Here is a 22,757-nt window from a genome sequence, read left to right as displayed (position 1 = left end):
GTCCTGGACCGCTGCTGGCAGCCATCCAGTCCTGAGGGGGCATCACTTTAGACCCCAAGCTGATCACGATGGCTCGGACATCAGGGAGACTGACGTCCAGCCTTGTCGAGGAGCCAAACGGCCGCTGGCTCTCGTGCTCCAGCCGATCAGAGGACCACAGAGGTGATCTCACTCGGTCGCTATCTGCGTTTTGACACAGCCTCGGTCAAAGTAGGAAACTCCCCTACCCTTCARGAACAGCGGCTTCGCCATCGCTAACGGACATTTGCACTTCTTCCGTAGTGTGCCGGAAGATGGCGGCCCGGACCGCAGGCTTGCCGAATTTCGTCGAACGAGAGTTTTGTCAAGAAGTCTTGAGAGGCGGGCTTATTGTATGTTGGCTCACCAAGTGCGCCATCAGTCAATGCACGCGCTACTTGCGTCAGACAGGCGAATAGCCTTCAGCGGCATTGAATGAGATCGCCCGCCTACGAAATCATAGGCACTTTGCCGTTTCCATGTCTGGGGGCGGCACCGTCAGGTTAACGTCGAGTTGAGGGGATGCTGGCATAAGCAAGGAATGAAATCGACCCTCCATCCTCGCTATGCCCGTCACCGTTTTCCGGCTGAGATGATCAGCCATGCCGTGTGGCTGTACTTCCGCTTTCCTCTGAGCCTTCGGATGGTGGAGGAAATGTTGGCTGCCCGCGGCATCCTGGTTAGCCACGAGACAGTTCGGCAATGGGCGCTGAAGTTCGGCCAGGGGTTTGCGAACCAGATCCGCCGGCAGCTTCCGGCACCCGACGACAAGTGGCACCTCGACGAGGTAGTGATCAGCATTGCAGGCCGAAAGCACTGGCTCTGGCGCGGTCGACCAACATGGGATCGTGCTCGACATTTTGGTTCAGAGCCGCCGCAATGCAAAAGCCGCCAAGCGCCTGCTGCGGAAGCTGCTCAAGAAGCAGGGCATAGCTCCTCGGGTGATGATCACCGATAAGCTGGCCAGCTACGCCGCCGCGAAAAAGACGGTTATGCCTGGCGTGGAGCATCGGCAGCACAAAGGCTTAAATAATCGAGCGGAGAACTCTCATCAGCCGACCCGACGACGCAAACGCATTATGAAGCCTTCAAATCAGCCGGGCAGGCCCAGCGCTTTCTCTCAACTCATGATCAGGTCGCAAACCTCTTCCACCGCCCTGCTAACACTACTGCCGCAGAACATTGCACCTCCCGAGCCCAGGCCTTTACAACTTGGACCGAAGTGACCGGCCTTGTTGCTGCCTTCTGACTGGCTGAACCCGTGAGGCTCTGTGACGTCGACCCGTTAACCTGACAGTGCCGTGTCAAGTCCTCCGATTGCAAAGTGGGGCAGGTGTCTTGATTAAACGCATTGTCCAAGGTGCGGGGCGCGAGCTCGCCTGACGCCGGCAATGCTAATCCTGCGGTCTATCCAAGGATGCCTTTGTCAACGTCGACAGGCTTGCGACCAACTCGCCCTGCCGGAAGGGTTTGGTCAGCCGCGGTAGGTCCGGCGCGATGCCCTCGTCCTCTGCATAGCCCGAGATGATCAGGACCGGCATCCTAGGCCGCGCCTGCTTCAACATCTGGGCCAGCTCCGTGCCGGTCATGCCGGGCATGAGGTGGTCGGTGATGACGACGTCCGGCTCGAGCCCGCCCTCGATGAGCGCCAGCGCCTCCTCCGCCGATGACGTCTCGACCACCGCGTAGCCGAGGTCCGACAGCATGTCGGCTGTACTCGCCCGCACGATGTCCTCGTCGTCAACGAGAACCGCTGTTCCGGCCTCGGCCAGGCTCACGACATCGGCCCGCTGTCCTGGATCGTGCGGCGTCGCAGCCGCCACTGGCAGCCACAGTTCGACGCTCGTCCCAACCCCTGGCTTGCTCTGGATCGTGAGTGCGCCGCCAAGCTGGGCGGCCAGCCCATGCACCATCGAGAGACCTAGCCCCGTGCCTTTGCCGATGCCCTTGGTGGAGAAGAACGGCTCAATGGCCCGTGCGAGCGTTGCTCCGTCCATGCCGACGCCGGTGTCGGAGACGGATAGCCGCACATAGCGGCCCGGTGGCAACTGCGAACGGTGGCGGGATCGTAGCGACTCTTCGGCCACTGCGATCGTGAGCTGTCCTCCGTCGGGCATGGCGTCGCGGGCGTTTACGGCCAAATTCAGGATCGCCATCTCAAGTTGGTTGGGATCGGCCTTGACCGGCGGAAGCCCCTCACTCGCGTCGACCACCACTTTCACCCGCGGTCCCGAGGTACTGGCCACCAAGTCGGCCATGCCCTCGATGAGCTGGGGCAGATCCACGGCCGTGGGCTGGAGCGGCTGGCGGCGGGCAAAGGCGAGCAGCCGCTGCACCAGCGTCTTGGCCCGCTCAGCCGACTGGAGTGCTCCCTGGATAAGCCTCTGCGACCGCTCATCCGTCACACGGCGCTGGAGCATGTCGAGGCCGCCGATGATCGGCATCAGCAGGTTGTTGAAGTCGTGCGCCACGCCTCCGGTGAGCTGACCCATGCTCTCCAGTTTCTGGCTCTGGCGCAGCGCCTCCTGCGCCAGCTCCAGCTCGGCCGCGGCGGCCTTCTCGGCCGTCACATCCCGGCCGCTCGCATAAAACACCTCGCCCTCCGGAACGAGACTCCAGGCGATCCACCGCCATGAGCCGTCCGCATGGCGCAGCCGATCCTCGAAACGGGCAACCGCCTCCCCTCTTCGCAGCCGCTCTACGAGCGCCCCGACCGCGGCGTGATCGTCCGGGTGGACCTGCTCCCAGAACGGCATGGCGAGCAGCGTCGCCTCGTCGAAGCCGAGCGTCGCCTCCCAGGCCGGGTTGATCGCCTTGAGGTACCCGTCGAAGCCCATGACCGCGAGCAGGTCGCGCGAGTTGCGCCAGACCCGGTCGCGTTCTGCCGTCGCCTCGGCGACGCGCTGCTCCAGGGTCTCGTTGAGGCGGCGCAGCTTCTTCCGGCTCTCCCTGAGGGCGGCCTCGAATTGCTTGCGCTCGCTGATGTCGATCGAGGTGCCGATCAGGCCGATCACCTCGCCGGCCTCGTCCCGCAGCGGCGCCTTCGTCGACAGCCACGTCGCGAGCGTTCCGTCCGGCAGACGCACCTCCTCCTCGACCTGGCTGAGTTCGCCGCCCTGCATGATGCGGTGGTCGTTCGCCATGATGGCCACGCCCTGCGCCGTGTCGCCGAGGAACTCGGCATCGGTTTTGCCCAAGTACTCCTCCGGCGGCTTGCCGATGAGCTCGGTGGTACCGCGGTTGGCCATCAGCATGCGCCCCCCGCGGTCCTTGACGTAGACCACGCCCGGCACCGCCTCGAAGAAGCTGCGCAACAACGCCGTCGCCCGGTCGCGCTCGGCCTCGACCTCCTTGCGTCCGGAGATGTCGCGGGCCAGCCCCAGCACGCCGATGACCGCACCGCCGGACGACCGGATCGGAACCTTCGCGCTGAGGAAGGTCCGCCCGCGGCTGCGATCAGGGTCCGGGATGACCTCCTCGACGTTGACCGCTTCCCCTTCCAGGATTCGCGCATCCTCGGCATCGTAGAAGCCGGCCATGTCCGGCGGGAGCAGGTCGCGGTTGCGCAGGCCGATGAGCGCCTCCCGGGGACGGCCCATCACCGCGGCGGCGGCGGAGTTGACGAGCGCGAACCGCCCCTCCCCGTCCTTAGTCCAGATCGGGTCGGGGGCGGTCTCGATCAGTTGCTCCAGCAGCGTCGCGGTCTGACGGGACTCGGCTTCGCTCCGGCGCAGGGCCGCCTCGGCCCGCCGGGTCGCGCAGACGTCGCGGTAGAAGGCGGCGACCCCTCCCGGGACCGGGTAGATGCGCAGCGCCAGCCAAAGATCGTGGCTCGTGGCCGGATCGATGTAGTGGTGATCGAGCTCGACCGGGACGCGTTCGGTCATCGCGCGGCGGTAGGCCGCCTCGACCGGGGTGCCGATCGACGCAGGTGCCACCTCCCAGTGCGTGCTGCCGATGAGCTCGTCCGCGGGACGGCCATCCAGCCGCAGGCCCTCGGCGTTGATCTCGGTGATGCGGTACTCCTCGTCGAGGACGATGAAGCCCTCGCTCATGGCATCGAGCACGCTGGTGTAGCGGGCGTTGCTAGCCTCGAGGGCCGCTTGGGCCCGGTAGGCCTCAGTGACGTCGTGGCCCTCGCAGAAGATACCTGTCACGCGGCCGTGCTCGTCCCTGACGGGCTCGTAGATGAAGTCGAGGAAGACCTCCCTTGCCGGCTCGGACGGGGAGGCTTGCAGGCGGGCCGGGACATGCCCGGCAACAAAGCGCTCGCCGGTGGCGTAGACCCGGTCGAGCCAATCGTAGAAGCCCTGCTCCCCGATCTCGGGGAAGGCCTCGCGCACAGTCTTGCCGACAAAGTCGCGGTCGCCGAACAGGCGCCTGTAGGCCTGGTTGACGAACTCGAACCGGTGCTCGGGCCCGTTCAGGATCGTGATGAAGCCGGGGGCCTGCTCGAACAGCCGGCGCTGGCGCTCGGTCTCGGCCGCGAGGCGCCGCTCGGCCATCACTTGGCCGGTGATTTCCGTACAGGGGCAGAAGAACCCGGCGATGGCTCCGGTCTCGTCACGTGCGGGGGTATAGGAGAAGGCGAAGTGGGCCTCCTCCGCGTAGCCCCTGCGCTCCATCATCAGGGTGATGTCGTCCATGTGGACGGGCTTGCCGCCGTAGGCCTGCTCGACGATCGGCACGAGGTCGGCCCGGATCTCCTGCCACACGTCCAGGAAGTCATGACCCAGGGCAGCCGGATGCTTGCGCGCGAGGATCTCGGCATAGGCGTCGTTGTAGAGGAGCGTGCGTTCCGGTCCCCAGGCGACGAACATCGGCTGGTTCGAGCCGAGCATGATGCCGACTAGCGTCTTCAGCGGCTGCGGCCAGGTCTCCGGCCGGCCCAATGGCGTCGCCGCCCAATCGTGCGCGCGGATCAGTGCCCCCGTCTCGCCGCCGCCCGTAAGAAAGTCCAGTCTACCGTTCTGTCCAAGGCTGGGGTGCATCGCGTTCGGGCTCTTTCCGGGCTTCTCGTGGTGCCGCTCGCAACCCCTCCCTTGCCGAGAGCGGGTAAGGCATGGCCTGAATTCGGGGGAACCGATCAGATAGGGTCGATGCGGGGTATGGTAAAGCCCGGCGGGATGCCGATGCGGCGACAACTTATCGCAAAGCTTCGCGGATGACACCAACGACCTCGGCGAGCCGATAGGGCTTGAGGATGAAGCGGCCGCTGTCGGGGATGTCTCTGTCCCCGAGCCGCACACGACCCGAAGTCACCACGGGCAAGATGTGCGGCCACCTCCGGTGGACCTCCCGCGCCAAGTCCATGCCATCCATGCTCCCCGGCATGTGAATGTCAGTGAACAAGATGGTCACTTCGTCGGCGTGGATCTCAAGCAGTTGCAGGGCCCTATCCGCGTTTTCGGCCTCCAGCACCTCGAAGCCCGCATCCTCGAACATGTCGATGGCATTGAGGCGCAAGATGCTCTCGTCGTCGACGATGAGAACGAACCGTCTCTGTGGCGCTTCATAACCCATGTTAATTCAACCGCAACTTGTGGACTTCGTTCCTGCGCCCGGGAATGGATCCAGTAGTTTCACCTCGAGCCGCAGCGCCAAGGCCGAGAACCCGTCCCGCGACAATTCGAGGCCCAGCCAGACTGTATCAGCCTTTGACACAGCGCTACCGGTATGGCCATGGTTTGTTCCATGCCGATTCGCAAATCCATGAATGTCTCGCTCACGCCCGAACTCGAACGCTTCGTTGCCGGCCGCGTCGCCTCGGGGCGGTACCAGAACAACAGCGAGGTCGTCCGCGCTGCCTTGAGGCTCCTGCAGGTCCAGGAAAGCAAGGACGTCCTTGGGATCGACGGTGCCGAGCCCCAACCATCTGACGCTCCGTCATCCATGAGCCCCAATGCCGACCCGTTTGCTTCGTAAGCTGCTCCAGTCGGACCGCGAACGTTTCCTCGAGAGCCTGCTCGAGAGCGCTACCGACTACGCCATCATCACCGTCGATCTCGAGGGGCGGATCACCGGCTGGAACAGCGGGGCCGAGAAGGTTCTGGGGTGGTCGGAAACGGAGGTGCTCGGGCAGCACGCCAACTTGTTCTTCACGCCTGAGGATCGGGACGCGGAAGCTCCGGCCAAGGAGATGGCGATCGCCCGCGACTACGGCCGGGCCACCGATGAGCGCTGGCACGTCAGGAAAGGCGGCGAGCGCTTCTGGGCCAACGGCTCCCTGATGCCGCTCGTCGACGACGAGACCAATGTCATCGAGGGCTACCTCAAGATCCTGCGTGACCGCACCGAGCAGAGGCTGGCCGAGGAGAAGACCCGGCAGAGCGAAGCCTTCCTGCGCGGCGTCCTGGACAGTTCAGGCGACTGCATCAAAGTCCTCGACCTCGACGGCCGGATCGACTTCATGAACGCGGGCGGTCTGTTGGGCATGGAGGTGGATGACGCCTCAGCCATGCAGGGCCGGCTGTGGACAAGCCTCTGGGAGGATGACGGAGGTACCGCGGCTGAGGAATCCATGGCGGTGGCCAGGGCTGGAGGCACCGGGCGCTTTAGCGGCTTGGCCAAAACGCTGAAGGGCACTCCGCGCTGGTGGGACGTCCAAGTGACGCCGATTGCCGGCTCAGATGGAAGACCCGGGAAGCTCCTGGCCATCTCGCGTGACGTGACGGATCGCAGGCAGGCCGAATCCATCTTGTGCGAGACGGTCGAGCGCTACAGCCTCGTCACCCGTGCCACCAACGACGCGATCTGGGACTGGGACCTCGTGCGCAACCACATCCAATGGAATGAGGCCCTCTACACCGCCTATGGCTACAACCCGCACGAGATCGAGCCGAGCGGCGAGTGGTGGATCGCCCAGATCCATCCCGACGACCTTCAAGAGGTTGAGAACCACATCCGTGCCGTGATCGCCGGCAATGGGGATGAATGGAGCCATGAGTACCGTTTCCGATGTGCCTCCGGCCATTACGCGACGGTCCTTGACCGCGGCTATATGGTGCGGGACGCGGCCGGCCAGCCCTTTCGTATGATCGGCGCGATGCTCGACATCACCCGCCGTAAGCGGGCGGAGCAGGAGCTCGAGGTGGTCCATCACGAGCTCGGCCATCGGCTGAAGAACGTGCTGACCATGGTCCAGGCGATCGCCTCCCATACCCTGCGCAATGCTCCGTCCATGGACGTGGCCCGCGAAGCTCTGGCGGCGCGGGTGATCGCGCTGGGCAAGGCCCAGGACCTCCTCATCAGCAAGAGCGCGGAGGAAGCCGAAATCGGGGCGCTGGTTCACGGCGTGCTCGAGCCACACCGCGCCTCCGAGCCGGAGCGCCTGCGGATTCGGGGCCCGCACGTACGCCTCAGCTCCCACGCGGCCTTATCGCTGGCACTGGTTCTGCACGAACTCGCCACTAACGCGGTCAAGTATGGTGCCCTGTCCAACGAACACGGCCATGTCGACTTGGTCTGGACTGTGACGGAGGAGACGCCATCCTGCCTGGCCCTACGCTGGTCGGAGCACGGTGGTCCGACTGTGGTCGAGCCTCAGCGCAAGGGCTTTGGTTCACGCCTGATCACCCGCGGCTTGGCAGGCGATATCGGGGGCGATGTCACGCTCAGCTACGAGCCGGCCGGGGTGGTGTGCACCATTACGGCTCCGCTCGACAGCTTGGCCGCTTCCTCCGTTCGGGCGACCGCCACATGAGCCAGGTACCTTCTCCCAGACAAGAGCTTTGTGCTGACATGTCCGAGATCGATTCCGCTCCTCGCTACGTCCTTGTCGTCGAGGAGCAACCGATCATCCGCATGAACGCGGTCGACATGCTGGAAGAGGCTGGCTTCGACGCTCTGGAAGCGGCCAATGCCGATGCGGCGCTCAAGCTGCTTGAAGCCAGGGCGCACGAGATCGCCGCCCTGTTCACCGACATTCACATGCCAGGGTCGATGGACGGCATGGCTCTGGTCGCCTTAGTCGCTGAGCGTTGGCCCGACATCCGGCCCTTCGTCACGTCGGGTCACACAATCCTTCGGGACGCCGATATTCCCGATCATGGCTGTTTCCTAGCCAAACCCTACCAATTTGCGCAGATCACGACCGCAATCGGAGAAGCGTTCAGTTGAAATCCGCCATATATCCTTCCCTATCATCGTCGGGCCTGAACCCATGGATGCTAGCTCCTCACGGCTAGGCGTCGTTGGCTGGCACCAATCGTTGGTCAATCTCACTAAGCTTGGCGATCAAGGGCAAGAAGCACTCCGGCGGCGGTTCTTTGAGGTAGCCCTTGTAGAGCTTGCGCAAGGCGGTGCCCAGCATACGGATGCTCTCGCGTTGCGAAAACGTCAGCGCCTCGGGGATCGCGCGGCCGGGATGTGTCATATCGGACATCGATGTCTCGCCTCTCGCTTTCCGAAGCCCGGAGCAGTATCGCTCCGGGCTTCACCACGATCATGGGTTGTGTCAGGCGGGATTAGGTCCGGTCGGTGGTTTTGCTGCCGGGAACCCGATTGCCACGCTCATCCTCGACGTCGATCTCAGTGCTACGAACCGTATCGGATATGGTCTCGGTGCGCTGCTCGGTCTCCTTCCGAACGACCAGCTCTTCCTTGACCCGTGCCTCCTTGGAGACCACTGCCTCCTCCACCCGTTCCTCGGCTTCAATCGTTCGCTCCTGGAAGGCTTGGTCGACGTCGCTCAAGGCACGATCCGCCGGGCGCCGCTCGACCGCCACGCGCTCCTCACGCAGGGTCACCTGCTCTTCGACCGGGGTCTCGACCACATACGAGCGGATCCGCACCCGTCCATGGCCGACCTCCCGCTTGCCCACCCGGAGCCGCTCCTCGGCCACCGGGATCACTTCTTCCTCACCCGTGGCCGCTCGGCTGGCTGTATCAAAGGCATTGGCGCTCGCGCTGGTTCCGGCAGACGCTACAGAGCTCGGCCGATCCGCAGAGCTTGCAGCTCCTGACGTCGTCCCGGCCGCGCCAGTGGCCAGATTGGCCGTCGAACCGGACAGGACATCCGCCGTCGACGAGCCGGACCATCCCTCTGACCGCCAGGACTCGGCACGTTCATCGAGGTCGATGGTGCCCTCGTCGTCCAGAATGTCGATCACGGTCTCATAGCGGTCATCGCTGGCATCGACCGAGAGCAAGTAACCTCCCCGGCGCAGGCCTTCCGCATAGGTGCTGCGGTCCTCATCCGGCAGCAGCCAATCGCCCAGAGAGTCCCAGAAGCCGCGGGACTCGGCCGGGTAGGATGTACCGGCAGTATCGGAAGGGTCGCGCTCGTCGCCCGGCATAAAACGGATGCTGTCGCGGGACACACCAGCGTCGGCCAAGCGCTCAATGGCGTCCTCGGCATCGCCGCGACTGTCGAAGAACGCCGTCACCAGTCGCCGGGACGAAGAAGAATAGGTTGGATTGGCACTGGAAGTCATGGGTCTGTTCTCTCCGTGTTGATGGTTGAACCATCTGGAGCGACACGCTCCACGATGGCGCGCTGCTTGCGTCGTGTGACCGGCACCTCGACTGCCCCGGTCTCGACCCGTCGACGAATATGCAGCTCCTCCTTGAGGACGAGCTGCTTCTGGACGACGACCACCTCTTCGAGCACTGGGACGATGGTGACATCGTTCTCGGTGCGGACCGCTGGGGCGACCTCCACGACCCGGTCGATGGGCATGCGGGTGACCTCGATGGATTCGGTCTGGAGATTGGCTTGAGCGAGTTCTTCAAGTGTGTCGGTGATGGTCCGCACCCGTACCTTGCCCGTCACGACCTCGCGCTTCTCGACCGTGGCGGTCTCCTCGACGAGCGGCAGGATTTCCTCCGCCACCGTCCGAGCTTCGCGCCTGTCAGCCTCGTCCGGGACCGGGGTTTGATCGGAGCCTGAGTGCTGTCCGTGTCGTGACGTCGTCAGGTTGCCCATTGATGCTCCTCGGCGGAGATGGAGTAACGTACAGCGTTGCCGTGCGTTCCGAGGTGCGAGACCGGCTGCGCGTGACACCGACAAGGTTGCTGCCACATCATTGAAGACCGTGTGCCGGCGGAAGCGACCGCGCATCGGCTGGCCGCGACGTCCAGCACTTGCTGTAGCTTTGCGACTCATTCGCCCTATCGTAAGCACCTCTATAAAGAAGCTTGAGCTTAGCCAAGGCAGCCATGCCCCGCCGGAGGATCCCGCCCGTGTGCAATCTGTATTCGAGCTACACCACCCAGGAAGCCATGCGCCGCGCCTTCGAGGTCGCCCGGGATAGCGCCGGCAACGTGCCTCCCCTGCCCGCGATCTTCCCGGACCAGATGGCTCCGGTTGTCCGGATGACCGACGGTGAGCGCGAGCTGATCCAGATGCGCTGGGGCTTCCCGCCGCCGCCGAAGGTCGGCAACCAACCAGTCACCAACGTGCGCAACGTCGCCTCGCCATTCTGGCGCGCTTGGTTGAAACCCCAATGTCGGGCGCTGATTCCGTTGACCAGTTTCAGCGAATACCGGGATACCAAGCCGCGAAAGACACCCGTGTGGTTCGCGCTTTCGAAGGATCGTCCGCTGGCGGCTTTCGCCGGCATCTGGCGGCCGTGGACGGGCGTGCGCGGCACGAAGGCAGAGCCGGTTGAGGGCGAGCACCTGCTCTACTCGTTCCTGACCTCCGAGCCGAACGGCATCGTCGGGCCGATCCACCCAAAGGCCATGCCGGTGATCCTGACGACCCCGGAGGAGTACGAGACTTGGCTCACCGCGCCGGCCGAGGAGGCGCTCACGCTGCAGCGCCCGCTTCCGGACGACGCCCTCCAAATCGTCGCCGAAGGTGCAAGGTGCGACCAACCGGAGGATGGCCGGTCGGCCGCGGGTTCGGATGCCTAAGGAGATCGAATACGCCGTCGTCGGGCTCGTCACCGACATCCTCGGAGCCTCCACGGCATCGACGCCGGACTGGGTCGTGCGCCCCGGCCAGGCCGAGTGCGGCGACCGCTGGTCCCTCGTCCGCTCGACCTATTCGGAGCTGACGTGGCTCGAGCTTCCCGACGGAATGCGCAAGGTCGAGCGCAGGACGGTCGACGCCGTCCTGGTCGTGCCGGGCTCGCCGCCGCGCATCCTCGAAGTCGACGAGAAGCAGCACTTCAACGCCTACCGGGCGATGACGCTGCGGCGCTATAAGGACGACGTGCCGCTCCCTTTCGATGCCGACCTCTAGATCGCGAGATCGAACGCCAAAGCCAAACTCGAGGGTGGCGGATTCGGCCGCCCGATGCCGCCGTTGTTTCCCGGCGAGGGAGGCCGGCACCGCCAACGGGCGTTCCGGGACGCCCTGACGGACATCCTCGCGCCGTACTACGGCTTCGCGCCGACGCTGCGGATCGCGGACTTCGAAGTGAAGGACTGGATCGACCTGCCAGACCGGGCCGAGAGGATGCGGGGGCTTCTGTCCGCGCGAATGCAACCGTGCGCCTGACCGCCGTTAAATGCTCCTCGAGCGCCATTCCCAGATGTATGCGCAGGCAGACAAAAACCCCCCGGAAGGCCCGCCCGCTTTGAGACGCTCCAGCTCTCGCAGGATTTCGATTGAGCCGCGCAGCACGTCCGAGTGATCCCAAGATTTAGGACCGTCGACAACATTTTTTCGGCAGGTCCGAAGGTCTTGACGACGCAAAATCCTGTTCCTAAATCGATGGTCGCCAAGGCTCAGGTGAGCTTGGCACACGGGCGCCGGCGGTGTCCGGCGCTCTCGGATCCATGTTGCTCCAAAGAGGATGTGGCTATGAGAACTTTCGACCTCTCCCCCCCTGTACCGCTCCACGGTCGGCTTCGACCGGCTGTTTGACATGCTTGATCAGTCCGCACGGGTCGAGCCGATGACCAACTGGCCGCCTTACAACATCGAGAAGGCTGGTGACGACCAGTCCCGGATCACCATGGCGGTGGCCGGTTTCTCCCCGGATGAGATTGAGCTTACCCAGCACGGCACCGCCCTGCTGGTGACGGGACACAAGGGTTCCGAGCAGGATAAGCAGTACCTGCATCGCGGCATCGCCACCCGCGCCTTCAAGCAGACGTTCAACCTCGCTGACCACGTGAAGGTGAAGGGGGCTAGCCTGGAGAACGGGCTGCTCACGGTCGACCGGGTGCGCGAGGTGCCCGAGGCCTTGAAGCCCCGCCGGATCGAGATCGCCACAAACACTCAGCCTGTGATGTCGCAGGACAACGCGAAGCAAATCGAGCACGAACCACAGAAGACCAAGGCCGCGTAAGCGAGCCGGCAGCAAGAAGTAGCCTCGGGCGCCTCCTGCCCGAGGCTGGACCGTTTGCACAATTTGGGAGGGATCGATGCGACAAACCTTCAGAGACGACATCGCGAGCGAGCGTACGTTTCCCCGTCACAGACCCAGCCGCGGTTTCACGCATCCGCACCAGGTGCTCGGGCATGCTCTCCTGTCGAGAGGCGAGAAGCGGGCCTTGCTTGCTGAATGGGCGTCGGACGCCTGTTAGGTCGAAGGCCGGCCTGGATGGCGACAAATCCCCGGTTCGGGTGCCGTTGTCGTGATCGACGACATCCTCGATGCCCTGAGGCGCTGGACTCCAGCCACAGTTGACGGGGCGTGGGATGAGAACCGAGCCCTCTGTCCCTCCGGCCCCAAGCGCCGTCGTCACGCTGCCTTGGCTCCTTGCAAACGCTCGTCGACGCGAAATTTGGGACGTGCCCAATTTAGATCGCGCCCTGGTGGCCCCCGCGTCTGTGTTCGCGTCACCCGACGATGTGGTGCGTCATCCCCGTCTCACCATGGATTGCAAGCGTGAGATCCTGTGGCGCTGGGCCTGTCCGGTTGACTTGAAGCGCTTCATGATGCGCTCGCGTCGTCGTATGGGCTGATAGCTGTTCTCGGCACGATTGTTCAAACCCTTATGCTGCCGATGCTCCACCCCGGCATGACTTCTCGCTTGGCCGCGCCGTAGCTGGCGAGTTGATCGGTGATCATGACCCGGGGAACGACGCCCTGCTTCTTGAGCAACTTGCGCAGCAGGCGCTTCGCGGCTTTTGTGTCACGGCGGCTCTGGACCAGGATGTCGAGCACGACTCCATGCTGGTCCACCGCTCGCCACAGCCAATGTTTTCGGCCCGCGATGCTGATCACAACCTCATCGAGATGCCATTTGTCTCCGGCTACCGGAAGATGGTGACGGATCTGGTGGGCAAAGCTCTGGCCAAACTTCAGCGCCCATTGCCGAACTGTCTCATGGCTGACCAGGATGCCGCGGGCAGCCAACATTTCCTCCACCATCCGGAGGCTGAGCGGGAACCGAAAATAGAGCCAGACGGCATAGCTGACCACTTCAGCCGGGAAGCGGTGCCGGGCATAGCGAGGTAGACAGGTCGGTTGCATCCCTTACGTATGCTAGCATTAGGTCACCTCCGGGTTAAGTTGACGGTGCCATCGGCTGTGCATCTGACCTGCTTTGCAATGGATCGGATAGAGCCATCGTCTCCGTTTCAATTCGTTGGTAAGCTTCGATCATTGTGCCGAGCATTACGAAAGGCGTGCTCACCTTAGGATTTTTAGAAGCTCCTCGACCGCTTGGTTCTCTTTCAGACTACCTTGCTCATACCGGCGCAAGGTCTCTCTGATCCTTGCACGCTTCGACCGCGTCCCGTTGATCCGCTCATCGAGATCCGCCACTTGTACTACTGCCACTGGCGCCGATGCAGGTTTCCGGAAGTAGGTTGAGATTTTTTGCAACATCGTCATGCCCACCCGTGCTGCTCGGTGGTCAGTGCGTGGTGCAGCGTGAACAAAGCTTCGAAGGCTCTGTACGCTAGCTGATAAAGTTCAGGGTCGGCCGTGATGTGTGGATGGCCGGCGAGATTGTCATCGACAGCTTTCATCAGAACCGCTGCCGCATGGGACGCTTCCGGAAGTTGCTCCAAGTTCTTCGACTGCGGGAGTTCTCGCAGTCGATCAAGGCGCGATTCCTCAATAATTTGGGTTGGGTCAGGCTGTAGCACCTTTGTCCTCCACATAGAGTTGCGGTTGGCTTTTGTTGTTTTCGCGTCAGTCTTATCAATGAAGCGTTAACCATAAATTGACACCACCGCAGAACCTCAGGCCATCCTGCGCCTTCTCAATGCCAACAACTCTGCCTCAAGGTTGATCTAGCCAGACCTGGGCAGCAAAGGCTGGGACTGCAACCGGATGGGACGGCAACCGGATCGGATCGGCAGATTGAGCATGAGCCCGGATGCCCTTGTCACAAGTCTCACTAGGAGATCCTTTCTCTGCTTCTATTTGTCGGCAATCCGTGCCGCCACAGCCCGCCTGATAGAAAGCATCTTCCGCAAGTTTTCGGACCTCTTTCCACGCTTCGACCAGCCCGTCTGGGAGAAGCGGTCCAGCACGCTTGGGCGTACGGGCCTTCAGAGCAGCGAGGCTGCTCTCGATCTGTTCGCGGTCAATGTCGGGATGATGCTGAGCCAGCGCATTGAGCGCCTCCTCGGCGGCACGACGGCAGATGGTGACCTCGTCGAACGTGCGTTGCAGATGTTCCTTCTGACGCTTCTGCTCAGCGGTGATCGCCGTCCACTCGCCCCGGCGCGCATAGAGTGGCGTCAGGTCGAATCTGAAAGTATTCACGACGACACCCGCTGCGTCGCGCACCGCATAGCGCGTCACGCCGATCATGCGAACGGCATCGGCAACAGACTGGCCCTGTGAGACCATCACATCGACCTGGCGTAACTTGGCGACGATCTCTTCCGGCTTATGGCGCTTCTTGGGCATTGTGGTCCTCCTGTGAGCCTCAAGACATACTTCAAGGTAGACCAGTTCAATGGGGGTGGATCAATTCCTGAAGGCGCAGGTGAACAAGACCGACCGCAACGATGCTCGTGGCATTGCTCAGATGATGCGCGTCAACCTGTTCCGACCTGTGCATGTGAAGACGCTCACCAGCCAGAACCGGCGCGCCCTGCTGACAGCTCGCAAGTTGTTGCAGGAAAAGGCCATTGCCATTGAGAACGACATCCGCGGTCTGCTGCGCAACTTTGGGCTCAAGGTTGGGATCATTGGCAAGGTCAGGTTCGAGGACYGGGTCCGCGAGCTCGTGGCCGGTCTGCCGGAGCTGGCTACGATCATGGCTTGCCTCCTCGAGGCCCGTCAGAGCCTGCGTGAGCGCTTCACCATCCTGCATCGCAAAGTGTTGGCGATCGTCCGGGACGATAACGTCTGCCGGCGCCTGATGACCATCCCCGGTGTTGGCCCTGTGGTGTCGCTGGCCTTTAGCGCCACGATCGACATTCCGGCGCGGTTCAAGAATTCCAAGGCAGTCGGCCCAGCTCTGGGGCTCACGCCGGTTCTCAATCAGTCCAGCGAGAGCAATCGCACCGGACGCGTCTCTTTGTGCGGAGACGCCATGATGCGAGCGCTGCTCTATGAGGCAGCTCAGGTGCTGCTGAACCGGGTGCAGAAGTGGTCCTGGCTGAAGGCCTAGGCCATGAACGTGGCCCGCCGGCGCGGCCTGCAAAAGGGCATCGTGGCTCTGGCGCGTCGCTTGGCCGTCATCATGCACCGCCTCTGGAGCGATGGCACCGAGTTCTGCGGGAGGAAGGAGAGTGCCGTGGCGACCGCCTGATCACTCACCGGAACGGCCTGTCACCCGAAGAGGAGGAGATCCAAGATCTGCCAGCCGGTGGAGAGACGTCCCTTGCGGGACGATGGATGAGATGAGTTCGCTAGGGTTCTTGTGTCGGTTGCGCTTGGCGCGATCAGAACGCGCGACAGATTAGACTGCCTCGTTCTTCTGATCCCATCATGGGAGAGCCCAAGAGCTGATCCCGAAGAGAAGCAAGGACCCGCGAGTGACGTCAAACATCGGGAATGTGGAAGGCCTGAAAGCGCTTGGCCTCACACCGCCGGATCGAGAACTGCCGTAGGCCTCCATCCCAGATTTCGACCCGAATGGGTTCCCGGGACAATGCCCTTGGAAGGACAACCGGCAGGTCGAGTCACCACAAAGCCTAACCCTCTGTTTAGAGTTTGCCCCCCAGAGTCATGCCAATGCCGGAATCATCACGGCTGGTCACCTCTCAGTAGCGTTCGAGATCATGCATTCGACCCGTAAGCCCCCCTTCTGCCCGCCACCTTTGCCCGGAGAGGAAGATGCCCCGAGGATGACCAACATCGTGCGACTGCGGCAAGGTCGAAGGGATGCTGAAGCCGGTCCGATTCCGGAAGGTGACGAGCCACCGTGGCGACAGGCTTTCGTTCTTGCCGAGGGCGTGAAGGCCACGCGCACGCCGGATAAGGTCATTCGAGCCCGCAACGGCCATGCGGGACCCCCGGCCACGGAGCCGGAGCACCCAGCTCCCGCTGTCAACTCGACTGGTGAGCACGTCTGCTCCGCCATCGGTGCGGAGACCGCCGGGGCTCCCGAGCCGGCTATCAGAAGCCAGATTGCGGAATTGCGGTCGGCGTTGGCGTCCGAAGATCCGGTATCAGAACGGCTGGCATCTCTCGCTGACAGGGAAGCTGCCCTGGCTGACGAAGCAGGCCGCGGAGAGGCAGCTGGTTCCGCGCGCCGGACGATCGAGACGGCGACACGGCTTCCGTTGCCACAGCAGGCCCCTGCCGCGGATGAGGCGCCTCACCAGAAACAACACCTGGGGTCCCAGCTGGAGTTGGCCGCCATGCCCTTCAGCTTGACGTCCGCGGCGGTCTCGTTCTCGTGGCAAGGCATGTCATATGGGATGACCGGCGTCCGTCCCGCGGGGGATTTGGATGCCCTGTCGGCCGTCCCTGCCGATAGGCAGATGCTGGAGGACCCCGACGTGGTCGCCGAGGTCACCGACAAAGGCCAAGCCGATCTGGATGGGGCTTCCGAAGCGGAGTATGGCGCCGGCATTGCAGGGGCGCTGCCATCCGAGCGACCCCAGGAAGCGGCCGCCGAGATCGGGGTCGCCGCCACTGCAGAAGGGGAAGCGACCCCTGCGGTTCCGGGGACCAGCGTGTCGGATCCTTTCGGGGAGGAGGTCGATCTCGGATACCTCGCTCTCTATGAGGATCTCCTGCCGACGGTGAGCAAGAAACCGCAGACGGGGGAGGTTGCCCTTCAGCCCCAGCCCGAACCGTTGGTCGACTCTGTCCCTGGCCCGGCGCCTGATCAGGCGGCCGTCCCGGTTCAGGAGCGGATTAAGAACGTACCCGTGCCCGATGCTGCGACAGGGCCGGGCCAGGCAGAGATTGCCCTGCTTCAACCGCTACAGGAGGCGGGCCCGATCGTGGATCTTCCCGAAATCGCTCCGTCGACTTGGGGGCATCCGATCGCCCGCCCTGCTGCAACAGAGAACTGGTCGTATCAGAAGCCGGACATTGCGTTGCTGGCCGAACCGCCGGAACGCCAAGGACCGGAGCTGACCGAGGACATCCTGGAAGAGACGGCGGGACGATTGGAGAAGGTTATCCGCGATTTCGGCGTCAAAGGCGAAGTCATCCACGTCCATCCCGGCCCGGTGGTCACGCTGTACGAATTCGAGCCCGCACCCGGCATCAAGTCATCTCGCGTCATTGCTCTGTCGGAGGACATCGCGCGCTCGATGAGCGCCGTCTCCGCGCGCGTCGCGGTGATCCCAGGCCGCAACGCCATCGGCATCGAGTTGCMCAACGAGACCCGCGAAACGGTGTACCTGCGCGAGCTGCTTGCCTCAGAAGATTTCGAGGTCTCGAAACACAAACTGCCCCTCTGCCTGGGCAAGACCATCGGCGGTGAAGCCGTCATCACTGACCTCGCCCGCATGCCGCACCTGCTGGTCGCCGGCACCACCGGCTCGGGCAAGTCGGTGGCGATCAACACCATGATCCTGTCGTTGCTGTATCGGTTCACGCCGGAGCAGTGCCGCCTGATCATGGTCGACCCGAAGATGCTCGAGCTCTCGGTCTATGACGGCATCCCCCATCTGCTCACCCCGGTCGTCACCGACCCGAAGAAGGCAATCATTGCCCTGCGCTGGGCTGTGCGTGAGATGGAGGAGCGCTACAAGAAGATGGCGAAGCTCGGTGTCCGCAACATCGACGGCTTCAATGCTCGTGTGAGTGAGGCTAGAGCAAAGGGTGAGGTCATCACGAGAACGGTTCAGACGGGCTTCGATAAGAACTCAGGGGAGCTGACATACACCGAAGAGGTCATGGACCTCACATCGCTGCCGTACATTGTGGTGATCGTCGACGAGATGGCCGACCTGATGATGGTGGCCGGCAAGGAGATCGAGGGCGCGATCCAGCGCCTGGCCCAGATGGCGCGCGCTGCCGGCATCCACGTGATCCTGGCGACGCAGCGGCCTTCCGTTGACGTGATCACCGGCACGATCAAGGCGAACTTCCCGACCCGGATCTCGTTCCAGGTGACCTCGAAGATCGACAGCCGCACGATCTTGGGGGAAATGGGCGCCGAGCAGCTTCTGGGCCAGGGCGACATGCTCCACATGCAGGGAGGCGGACGCATCGCTCGCGTGCACGGACCCTTTGTCTCAGACGTGGAGGTGGAGAAGGTGGTGGCGCACCTGAAACGTCAGGCCAAGCCCGTTTACGTGGAGGCAGTCACGGCCGAGGACGAGGAGGTGGAGCCGGAGGAAATTCCAGTCTTTGACGAGAGCGAGATGGGCCTGGGATCGGGTGAGCTGTTCGACCAAGCCGTCTCGATCGTGCTGCGGCACAAGAAGGCTTCGACTTCGTACATCCAGCGGCGGCTGCAGATCGGCTACAACCGGGCGGCCTCGCTCGTGGAGCGGATGGAGAAGGAGGGCATCGTCGGCCCCGCCAATCACGCGGGCAAGCGCGAGATCCTCATTGGAACGGGTGGAGTAGACGAGGAGTGAGGCAGGCAGTAGACCGGACTGGCACACGCGAACGAGCATCGTCTCAGCCTCTAGCAGTCGGTGTAGCCTGCCGGTCTCATCTCGTCTCCACACCGTGCCCTCGGGAGCCCTTTGGTGCTCCCGAGGGCTTCCGTTTTAGGGATCCCTTTCTGAGACCAAAAGCTGCTTGTGTGTAAATCGGCACCGAAACGTTGACCCCTATCAGAACAGGTGCAACCGGCTGAACATGCGAAACAAACAGCTATGACGAGGGGTCACAGTCGGCGGCGCTCGTGACCCTCTCACTCTGAGAAAGACCTCAAGCCACCGAGAGGCTTACGGTTGGCGAGCAATAGGGTCTGGGTTTAAAGCCGAATGACATCATAGGCTCTGTTGGACCCCATGGACTTCTTGCAACGCAGGCCTATGGGCGGTACGTCTTCTACTGCAAGCAACTGGTAGAAGGCGCTCCTGATGGGCCGGGGCAACGAACATCGTGATCGTCAACGTCAATTCGGCGCTCAACCTGCCGAACCTTGGGACAACAACGCTCCTCCACCATCGTACGAGCGGCCAGCACGCCAGCAAGGAAGTTCCTTGACCTCCGGCAGCGAGGTGGCGGCTCGGGTTAAGTGGTTCAATCCGGAAAAGGGCTTCGGCTTCGTCGAGCTGACGGATGGCTCTGGTGAGGCATTCCTGCATATCAGGCAGGTCGAGGCGGCGGGCCATGCGGCTCTGGAGCCCGGCACGACACTGCTGGTGAAGGTTGGCGCAGGCCAAAAGGGCTCGCAGGTAAATGAGATCCTCAGTGTCGATGCCAGTACGGCCGCGCCTGAGCGGCCACGGCGTGGACTGCAGGGCAGGCCAGGTGCTGCTCGACCGGAGGGTGGTCCTCGGACGACTACCGGCACAGTGAAGTGGTTCGATCCCGCAAAAGGGTACGGGTTCGTCTCTGTTGAGGGTGAGAGCAAAGACCTGTTCCTGCACATCTCAGTTGTCGAGCGGGCGGGACTTGGTGCTGTGACAGAAGGACAAGCGGTCCGTGTTTCCATCGCAGAGGGCCGCAAGGGGCGTGAGGTCGGGGCGATCGAGGCTGGGTAGGTCTGGGTCGCACGACGTTTTATGCCAGCATACGTCCTTGTAGGCTTGGCCGGTTTTCGCCGTCTGGGCAAAATCGTCGAGATTACGGCAGGCAGAGTGGAAGATGGTCATCTAGGCAATATAACATCTCGCATAATTAACATTTTGACAAGAAGTCTCGATAGGACTTCACATGCCAGAATATGATCTGGTGTGAAGCTCATACCCGATCTCGATGTGATCATAGCCTTTGATCGACGCTGCGCCGAGTCCGCTACAGAGCAAATTTGCGAGAGTAAAAGCATTTTGCCCTGTCGTTGACATGCAGCGGGACCACTCCGATGGCACCGCAAGCGTCGGTCGCTCGCCTCCTTTCGAGCCCACACTAAAGTCGAAATGCGTGATCTTGAGCATTTCGCTAAAAGGCTCTTACCAGCCGACATGGACCAAAAGAAAAAGGCCGGGCACGAGGCCCGGCTAAAGTAGAGGTCCGACCAATAAGTCAAACCTTCCAGAGGGAACGGCTGATACGGCAGCGCCGGGAGGAAGAATGCGGTGCCGCGATAAAAATCAGCCACTGCTGATATCGACGGCATTACGCCTCTTTGCAATGCAGCATGCCTCATGAAGGGGCTGCGTTGTGAACATGGCTTGGGCTACTTGTTTTTGACGTGGCTCATCCGTTACGGGGTCTCTGCCCGCAAACATCGAGCATTCACGGGATTTGCGTCCAGCACTGCTGAACTGGATCAGCACTGTTGGGCTCAATGAAACGGCAGGTGTTGCCTACCGCGGCATTCGTAGATCTCTCTCAGAGCATTCATGACGACCTTTTACGCGCACAATTTGTCCATGCGTATAGTCTTTGGTGCGGGCGGAGGGACTCGAACCCCCACAGCTTGCGCCGCTGGAACCTAAATCCAGTGCGTCTACCAATTCCGCCACGCCCGCACGTGGTGGGCCCGGAGGGACTTGAACCCCCAACCAGACCGTTATGAGCGGCCGGCTCTAACCCTTGAGCTACAGGCCCACAGACGCCGATGATGCCGGATCAGCAGGACTTTGGCTGTGCCACGAAAGGCACAGGACGCTCGAGATGTGACGGAGAGAGCCCGTCCTGCGGGTCCTGATGGGTAAAACCGCGAGGCGGAACTTTGTTTGAAGAGCGATGCCATGTTCTGAGGTCATAGCGCCTTCCCGACGAGGCAGAATGTCCCTTCTCAAGTTCCGCAGGCGGCAATGCCGCTACGTGGTTTCCGATGATTGACAGGGGGGCCTCTGCGCTGTTTGCCCAGACGAAGGCATCAGCTGATATTCGTGGCACCGGCGGACGATGTACACCAAGATGCCAGGTGCAAGCATCAACGGATTCGATCTGCGCAAGATCTCGAGTGATTGGCGATGAGCTCAGGACGAAAGTTCTCTCTGACATAAGCCAAAGGTAATCCACTTCCACTGATCACAATGGCATCAATGCTGAGGATTGCGTCTGGATATTGTCGTTCAGCTCTCTGTCTTTCCAAAAGATGGCTCAGGGGGCTTCCACCGGGAAGATCTCGGGTCCGCACCGAGAGGGTACGCCGCGTAGGATTGAGCGGAGCGATAACCTCTCCAAAGGGGACATCCGTTGCCTCTAGCGCCTCTCGCATGCCAGGCGTCAATCGGTGAGGGATGAACCAGTTCTCTGCATCCACCAGAGGAAGGCCACCGCGGACAAGTTGGACACTGCGATAGGCAATCGATTCTCGTGGGAGCGGGTTGAGTTCGGCGATCACATCACGCGCCGTTGCAGTGGGATGACAACGGTGGCGGCAAAGAGCGGTGACGGGGCCGCTCGAAAGCCGATGCTCCTCGCACCACCCGAAAAGAGTCGCCGTTGCCGTTGGGGTCTTACAAAGGCGCCTGCTCAGCTCCTGGATCAGAGCATGCGTGTCCGGAAAGGTAATCATGGGAACCATCGCGTCGATATACAGCGCTTAGTGTGAGCCTCAAGAGTGACGCGCGACCTTGCCCTAACATCGCTTCAGCTGAAACCCGAGGATTTCAGCCCTTGTGTGGCTTCAGTTCGTGCTGCCGTCCTGCTAGCCAGCAGCGACCTCATAGAGTGTCAGCTCTGATGCGAGGATCTGTCCGGTATCGACCCCGATGTGCAGCTTGCGCCAGGATCGGCGTCTACAGGTGTCATGCTTTTCGACCACCCACTCGCTAGGTCCGCACAGCTGCAGCCCGGTGCTGTCGACCAACAGATGCACCGGTCCGACGCGTGAGATTGGTCTGTCAAGGGAGTGCAGAGGCTTTCTTTCTGACCATCAGATCGCATGGCATAGACGAGCGCAGGCCTTGCCCCTTGTGCCACCGATCCCTGCATGGGCTCTCTGGGCTGTCGGCGTCTTCTCAGTTTCGAAGGAGACTGACTTGATCGCATCGGCTGAGCAGATACATTACCGTTGACGTAAGACGCTGCACCGCCTGACGCGAAAGCGGAAAGGGGACTGAGTGCGGCCTGTCACGATTCTGCACAACCGAGGGAAGTCTTTCGTGGCGACAGGGACAGTGAAGTGGTTTAACGAGCAGAAGGGTTACGGCTTCATCCAGCCGGACACCGGCGGCAAAGACGTTTTCGTGCACATCAGCGCGGTTGAACGAGCAGGTCTGCGTGGCCTTGCTGAAGGTCAGAAGGTCTCCTATGAGGTTGAGGCGGACCGCCGCTCCGGTAAAGAATCGGCCGTGGATCTGAAGACGGCCTAATCAGAGCCGCATACCCTCAATCAGGCCGCTCCGTGGAGGGCCGACTGCCCCACAGCAGAGTTGAGCGCTCGTCGGGCCC

Annotated in this window: 18 protein-coding genes, 2 tRNA genes and 4 pseudogenes; 13 read left to right on the top strand and 11 right to left on the bottom strand. The window is 62.4% G+C overall.

The genetic code is table 11. The annotated features are described in order from the left end of the window. Positions 1-559 precede the first annotated feature (559 nt). Positions 560-1,267, top strand: a pseudogene (locus ACXJKO_RS18665) (IS6 family transposase). A 145-nt stretch (positions 1,268-1,412) separates the two neighbouring features. Here the strand turns inward: ACXJKO_RS18665 and ACXJKO_RS18660 are convergent. Then, entirely contained in the window at positions 1,413-5,009 is a 3,597-nt protein-coding gene (locus ACXJKO_RS18660; protein WP_457092578.1) for a PAS domain-containing protein, read from the bottom strand. Between the two features lie 154 nt (positions 5,010-5,163). Beyond that, on the bottom strand, positions 5,164-5,541 hold the full coding sequence (locus ACXJKO_RS18655) for a response regulator (protein WP_457092577.1): 378 nt from the start codon (positions 5,539-5,541) through the stop codon (positions 5,164-5,166). A gap of 171 nt (positions 5,542-5,712) precedes the next feature. On the opposite strand from ACXJKO_RS18655, the gene ACXJKO_RS18650 reads away from it, so the two are divergent. From ACXJKO_RS18650 to ACXJKO_RS18640, 3 genes are read left to right on the top strand one after another with little or no spacing between them, the layout of a single operon-like run. Then, positions 5,713-5,943 (top strand): type II toxin-antitoxin system ParD family antitoxin, encoded by a 231-nt coding sequence (locus tag ACXJKO_RS18650; protein ID WP_457092576.1) that lies wholly within the window; start codon positions 5,713-5,715, stop codon positions 5,941-5,943. Beyond that, a complete protein-coding gene (locus ACXJKO_RS18645; RefSeq protein WP_457092575.1) occupies positions 5,921-7,720 on the top strand; it encodes a PAS domain S-box protein in 1,800 nt (599 codons plus the stop codon). The genes ACXJKO_RS18650 and ACXJKO_RS18645 overlap by 23 nt, the downstream gene beginning before the upstream one ends. 38 nt (positions 7,721-7,758) lie before the next feature. Continuing rightward, positions 7,759-8,136 carry a response regulator gene (locus tag ACXJKO_RS18640; protein ID WP_457092574.1) on the top strand — a complete coding sequence of 126 codons (378 nt, stop codon included), beginning with the start codon at positions 7,759-7,761 and terminating at the stop codon, positions 8,134-8,136. Positions 8,137-8,200: 64 nt separating this feature from the next. Here the strand turns inward: ACXJKO_RS18640 and ACXJKO_RS18635 are convergent, their stop codons facing one another. The 3 genes from ACXJKO_RS18635 to ACXJKO_RS18625 all read right to left on the bottom strand — a co-directional run bounded on the left by ACXJKO_RS18635 (position 8,201) and on the right by ACXJKO_RS18625 (position 9,943). After that, the gene (locus tag ACXJKO_RS18635; protein ID WP_457092573.1) at positions 8,201-8,401 is read right to left on the bottom strand and encodes a hypothetical protein; all 201 of its coding nucleotides are present in this window, start codon (positions 8,399-8,401) and stop codon (positions 8,201-8,203) included. An 82-nt stretch (positions 8,402-8,483) separates the two neighbouring features. Then, positions 8,484-9,452, bottom strand: coding sequence for a YsnF/AvaK domain-containing protein (locus tag ACXJKO_RS18630; RefSeq protein WP_457092572.1), 969 nt, complete (start codon positions 9,450-9,452; stop codon positions 8,484-8,486). Further along, on the bottom strand, positions 9,449-9,943 hold the full coding sequence (locus tag ACXJKO_RS18625; protein ID WP_457092571.1) for a DUF2382 domain-containing protein: 495 nt from the start codon (positions 9,941-9,943) through the stop codon (positions 9,449-9,451). Before ACXJKO_RS18625 ends, ACXJKO_RS18630 begins: the two co-directional genes overlap by 4 nt. Before the next feature lie 257 nt (positions 9,944-10,200). Here ACXJKO_RS18625 and ACXJKO_RS18620 point away from each other — a divergent pair, with 257 nt between their 5' ends. The 5 genes and pseudogenes from ACXJKO_RS18620 (at position 10,201) to ACXJKO_RS18600 (ending at position 12,880) form a co-directional block, all read left to right on the top strand. Then, positions 10,201-10,875, top strand: a complete 675-nt coding sequence (locus tag ACXJKO_RS18620; RefSeq protein ID WP_457092570.1) for an SOS response-associated peptidase — start codon at positions 10,201-10,203, stop codon at positions 10,873-10,875. Further along, positions 10,868-11,206 (top strand): hypothetical protein, encoded by a 339-nt coding sequence (locus ACXJKO_RS18615; protein WP_457092569.1) that lies wholly within the window; start codon positions 10,868-10,870, stop codon positions 11,204-11,206. The genes ACXJKO_RS18620 and ACXJKO_RS18615 overlap by 8 nt, the downstream gene beginning before the upstream one ends. Positions 11,207-11,260: 54 nt before the next feature. Further along, positions 11,261-11,464, top strand: a complete 204-nt coding sequence (locus ACXJKO_RS18610) for a hypothetical protein (RefSeq protein ID WP_457092568.1) — start codon at positions 11,261-11,263, stop codon at positions 11,462-11,464. Between the two features lie 306 nt (positions 11,465-11,770). Continuing rightward, positions 11,771-12,260, top strand: a pseudogene (locus ACXJKO_RS18605) (Hsp20 family protein). Between the two features lie 446 nt (positions 12,261-12,706). Then, the gene (locus ACXJKO_RS18600) at positions 12,707-12,880 is read left to right on the top strand and encodes a hypothetical protein (RefSeq protein WP_457092580.1); all 174 of its coding nucleotides are present in this window, start codon (positions 12,707-12,709) and stop codon (positions 12,878-12,880) included. On the opposite strand, the pseudogene ACXJKO_RS18595 reads toward ACXJKO_RS18600, so the two are convergent. The 3 genes and pseudogenes from ACXJKO_RS18595 to ACXJKO_RS18585 all read right to left on the bottom strand — a co-directional run. Continuing rightward, positions 12,817-13,391 (bottom strand): annotated as a pseudogene (locus tag ACXJKO_RS18595) (IS6 family transposase); the annotation flags it as partial. The gene ACXJKO_RS18600 and the pseudogene ACXJKO_RS18595 overlap by 64 nt on opposite strands. Positions 13,392-13,750: 359 nt before the next feature. Next, on the bottom strand, positions 13,751-14,011 hold the full coding sequence (locus ACXJKO_RS18590) for a hypothetical protein (RefSeq protein WP_457092567.1): 261 nt from the start codon (positions 14,009-14,011) through the stop codon (positions 13,751-13,753). A 136-nt stretch (positions 14,012-14,147) separates the two neighbouring features. After that, a complete protein-coding gene (locus tag ACXJKO_RS18585) occupies positions 14,148-14,684 on the bottom strand; it encodes a helix-turn-helix domain-containing protein (protein WP_457092579.1) in 537 nt (178 codons plus the stop codon). A gap of 166 nt (positions 14,685-14,850) precedes the next feature. Here ACXJKO_RS18585 and ACXJKO_RS18580 point away from each other — a divergent pair. The 3 genes and pseudogenes from ACXJKO_RS18580 to ACXJKO_RS18570 form a co-directional block, all read left to right on the top strand. Further along, a pseudogene (locus ACXJKO_RS18580) lies at positions 14,851-15,633 on the top strand (IS110 family RNA-guided transposase); the annotation flags it as partial. Positions 15,634-16,171: 538 nt separating this feature from the next. Further along, complete coding sequence (locus ACXJKO_RS18575; RefSeq protein ID WP_457092566.1) at positions 16,172-18,871, top strand: DNA translocase FtsK; 2,700 nt, start codon at positions 16,172-16,174, stop codon at positions 18,869-18,871. A gap of 576 nt (positions 18,872-19,447) precedes the next feature. Beyond that, positions 19,448-19,951, top strand: coding sequence for a cold-shock protein (locus ACXJKO_RS18570; RefSeq protein ID WP_457092565.1), 504 nt, complete (start codon positions 19,448-19,450; stop codon positions 19,949-19,951). Between the two features lie 845 nt (positions 19,952-20,796). Here the strand turns inward: ACXJKO_RS18570 and ACXJKO_RS18565 are convergent. The 3 genes from ACXJKO_RS18565 to ACXJKO_RS18555 all read right to left on the bottom strand — a co-directional run bounded on the left by ACXJKO_RS18565 (position 20,797) and on the right by ACXJKO_RS18555 (position 22,182). Next, positions 20,797-20,881, bottom strand: a tRNA-Leu gene (locus ACXJKO_RS18565). Positions 20,882-20,884: 3 nt separating this feature from the next. Then, positions 20,885-20,960: transfer RNA gene (locus ACXJKO_RS18560), tRNA-Ile, on the bottom strand. Positions 20,961-22,011: 1,051 nt separating this feature from the next. Further along, entirely contained in the window at positions 22,012-22,182 is a 171-nt protein-coding gene (locus tag ACXJKO_RS18555; RefSeq protein WP_457092564.1) for a transposase, read from the bottom strand. Between the two features lie 286 nt (positions 22,183-22,468). Here ACXJKO_RS18555 and ACXJKO_RS18550 point away from each other — a divergent pair, with 286 nt between their 5' ends. Then, positions 22,469-22,678 carry a cold-shock protein gene (locus ACXJKO_RS18550; protein WP_457092563.1) on the top strand — a complete coding sequence of 70 codons (210 nt, stop codon included), beginning with the start codon at positions 22,469-22,471 and terminating at the stop codon, positions 22,676-22,678. Positions 22,679-22,757: the final 79 nt, after the last annotated feature.

The sequence above is a fragment of the Microvirga sp. P5_D2 genome (genome assembly GCF_054049475.1).
Note: the sequence above shows the minus strand (reverse complement) of the source record. Positions and strands in the feature narration are given on the sequence as shown.

Excerpts from the sequence above, each read along its gene's own strand:
- ACXJKO_RS18655 (WP_457092577.1), bottom strand. The coding sequence starts at position 5,541 with ATGGGTTATGAAGCGCCACAGAGACGGTTCGTTCTCATCGTCGACGAC.
- ACXJKO_RS18645 (WP_457092575.1), top strand. The coding sequence starts at position 5,921 with ATGCCGACCCGTTTGCTTCGTAAGCTGCTCCAGTCGGACCGCGAACGT.
- ACXJKO_RS18630 (WP_457092572.1), bottom strand. The coding sequence starts at position 9,452 with ATGACTTCCAGTGCCAATCCAACCTATTCTTCTTCGTCCCGGCGACTG.
- ACXJKO_RS18615 (WP_457092569.1), top strand. The coding sequence starts at position 10,868 with ATGCCTAAGGAGATCGAATACGCCGTCGTCGGGCTCGTCACCGACATC.
- ACXJKO_RS18635 (WP_457092573.1), bottom strand. The coding sequence starts at position 8,401 with ATGTCCGATATGACACATCCCGGCCGCGCGATCCCCGAGGCGCTGACG.
- ACXJKO_RS18650 (WP_457092576.1), top strand. The coding sequence starts at position 5,713 with ATGCCGATTCGCAAATCCATGAATGTCTCGCTCACGCCCGAACTCGAA.
- ACXJKO_RS18640 (WP_457092574.1), top strand. The coding sequence starts at position 7,759 with ATGTCCGAGATCGATTCCGCTCCTCGCTACGTCCTTGTCGTCGAGGAG.
- ACXJKO_RS18585 (WP_457092579.1), bottom strand. The coding sequence starts at position 14,684 with ATGATCGGCGTGACGCGCTATGCGGTGCGCGACGCAGCGGGTGTCGTC.
- ACXJKO_RS18610 (WP_457092568.1), top strand. The coding sequence starts at position 11,261 with ATGCCGCCGTTGTTTCCCGGCGAGGGAGGCCGGCACCGCCAACGGGCG.
- ACXJKO_RS18625 (WP_457092571.1), bottom strand. The coding sequence starts at position 9,943 with ATGGGCAACCTGACGACGTCACGACACGGACAGCACTCAGGCTCCGAT.
- ACXJKO_RS18660 (WP_457092578.1), bottom strand. The coding sequence starts at position 5,009 with ATGCACCCCAGCCTTGGACAGAACGGTAGACTGGACTTTCTTACGGGC.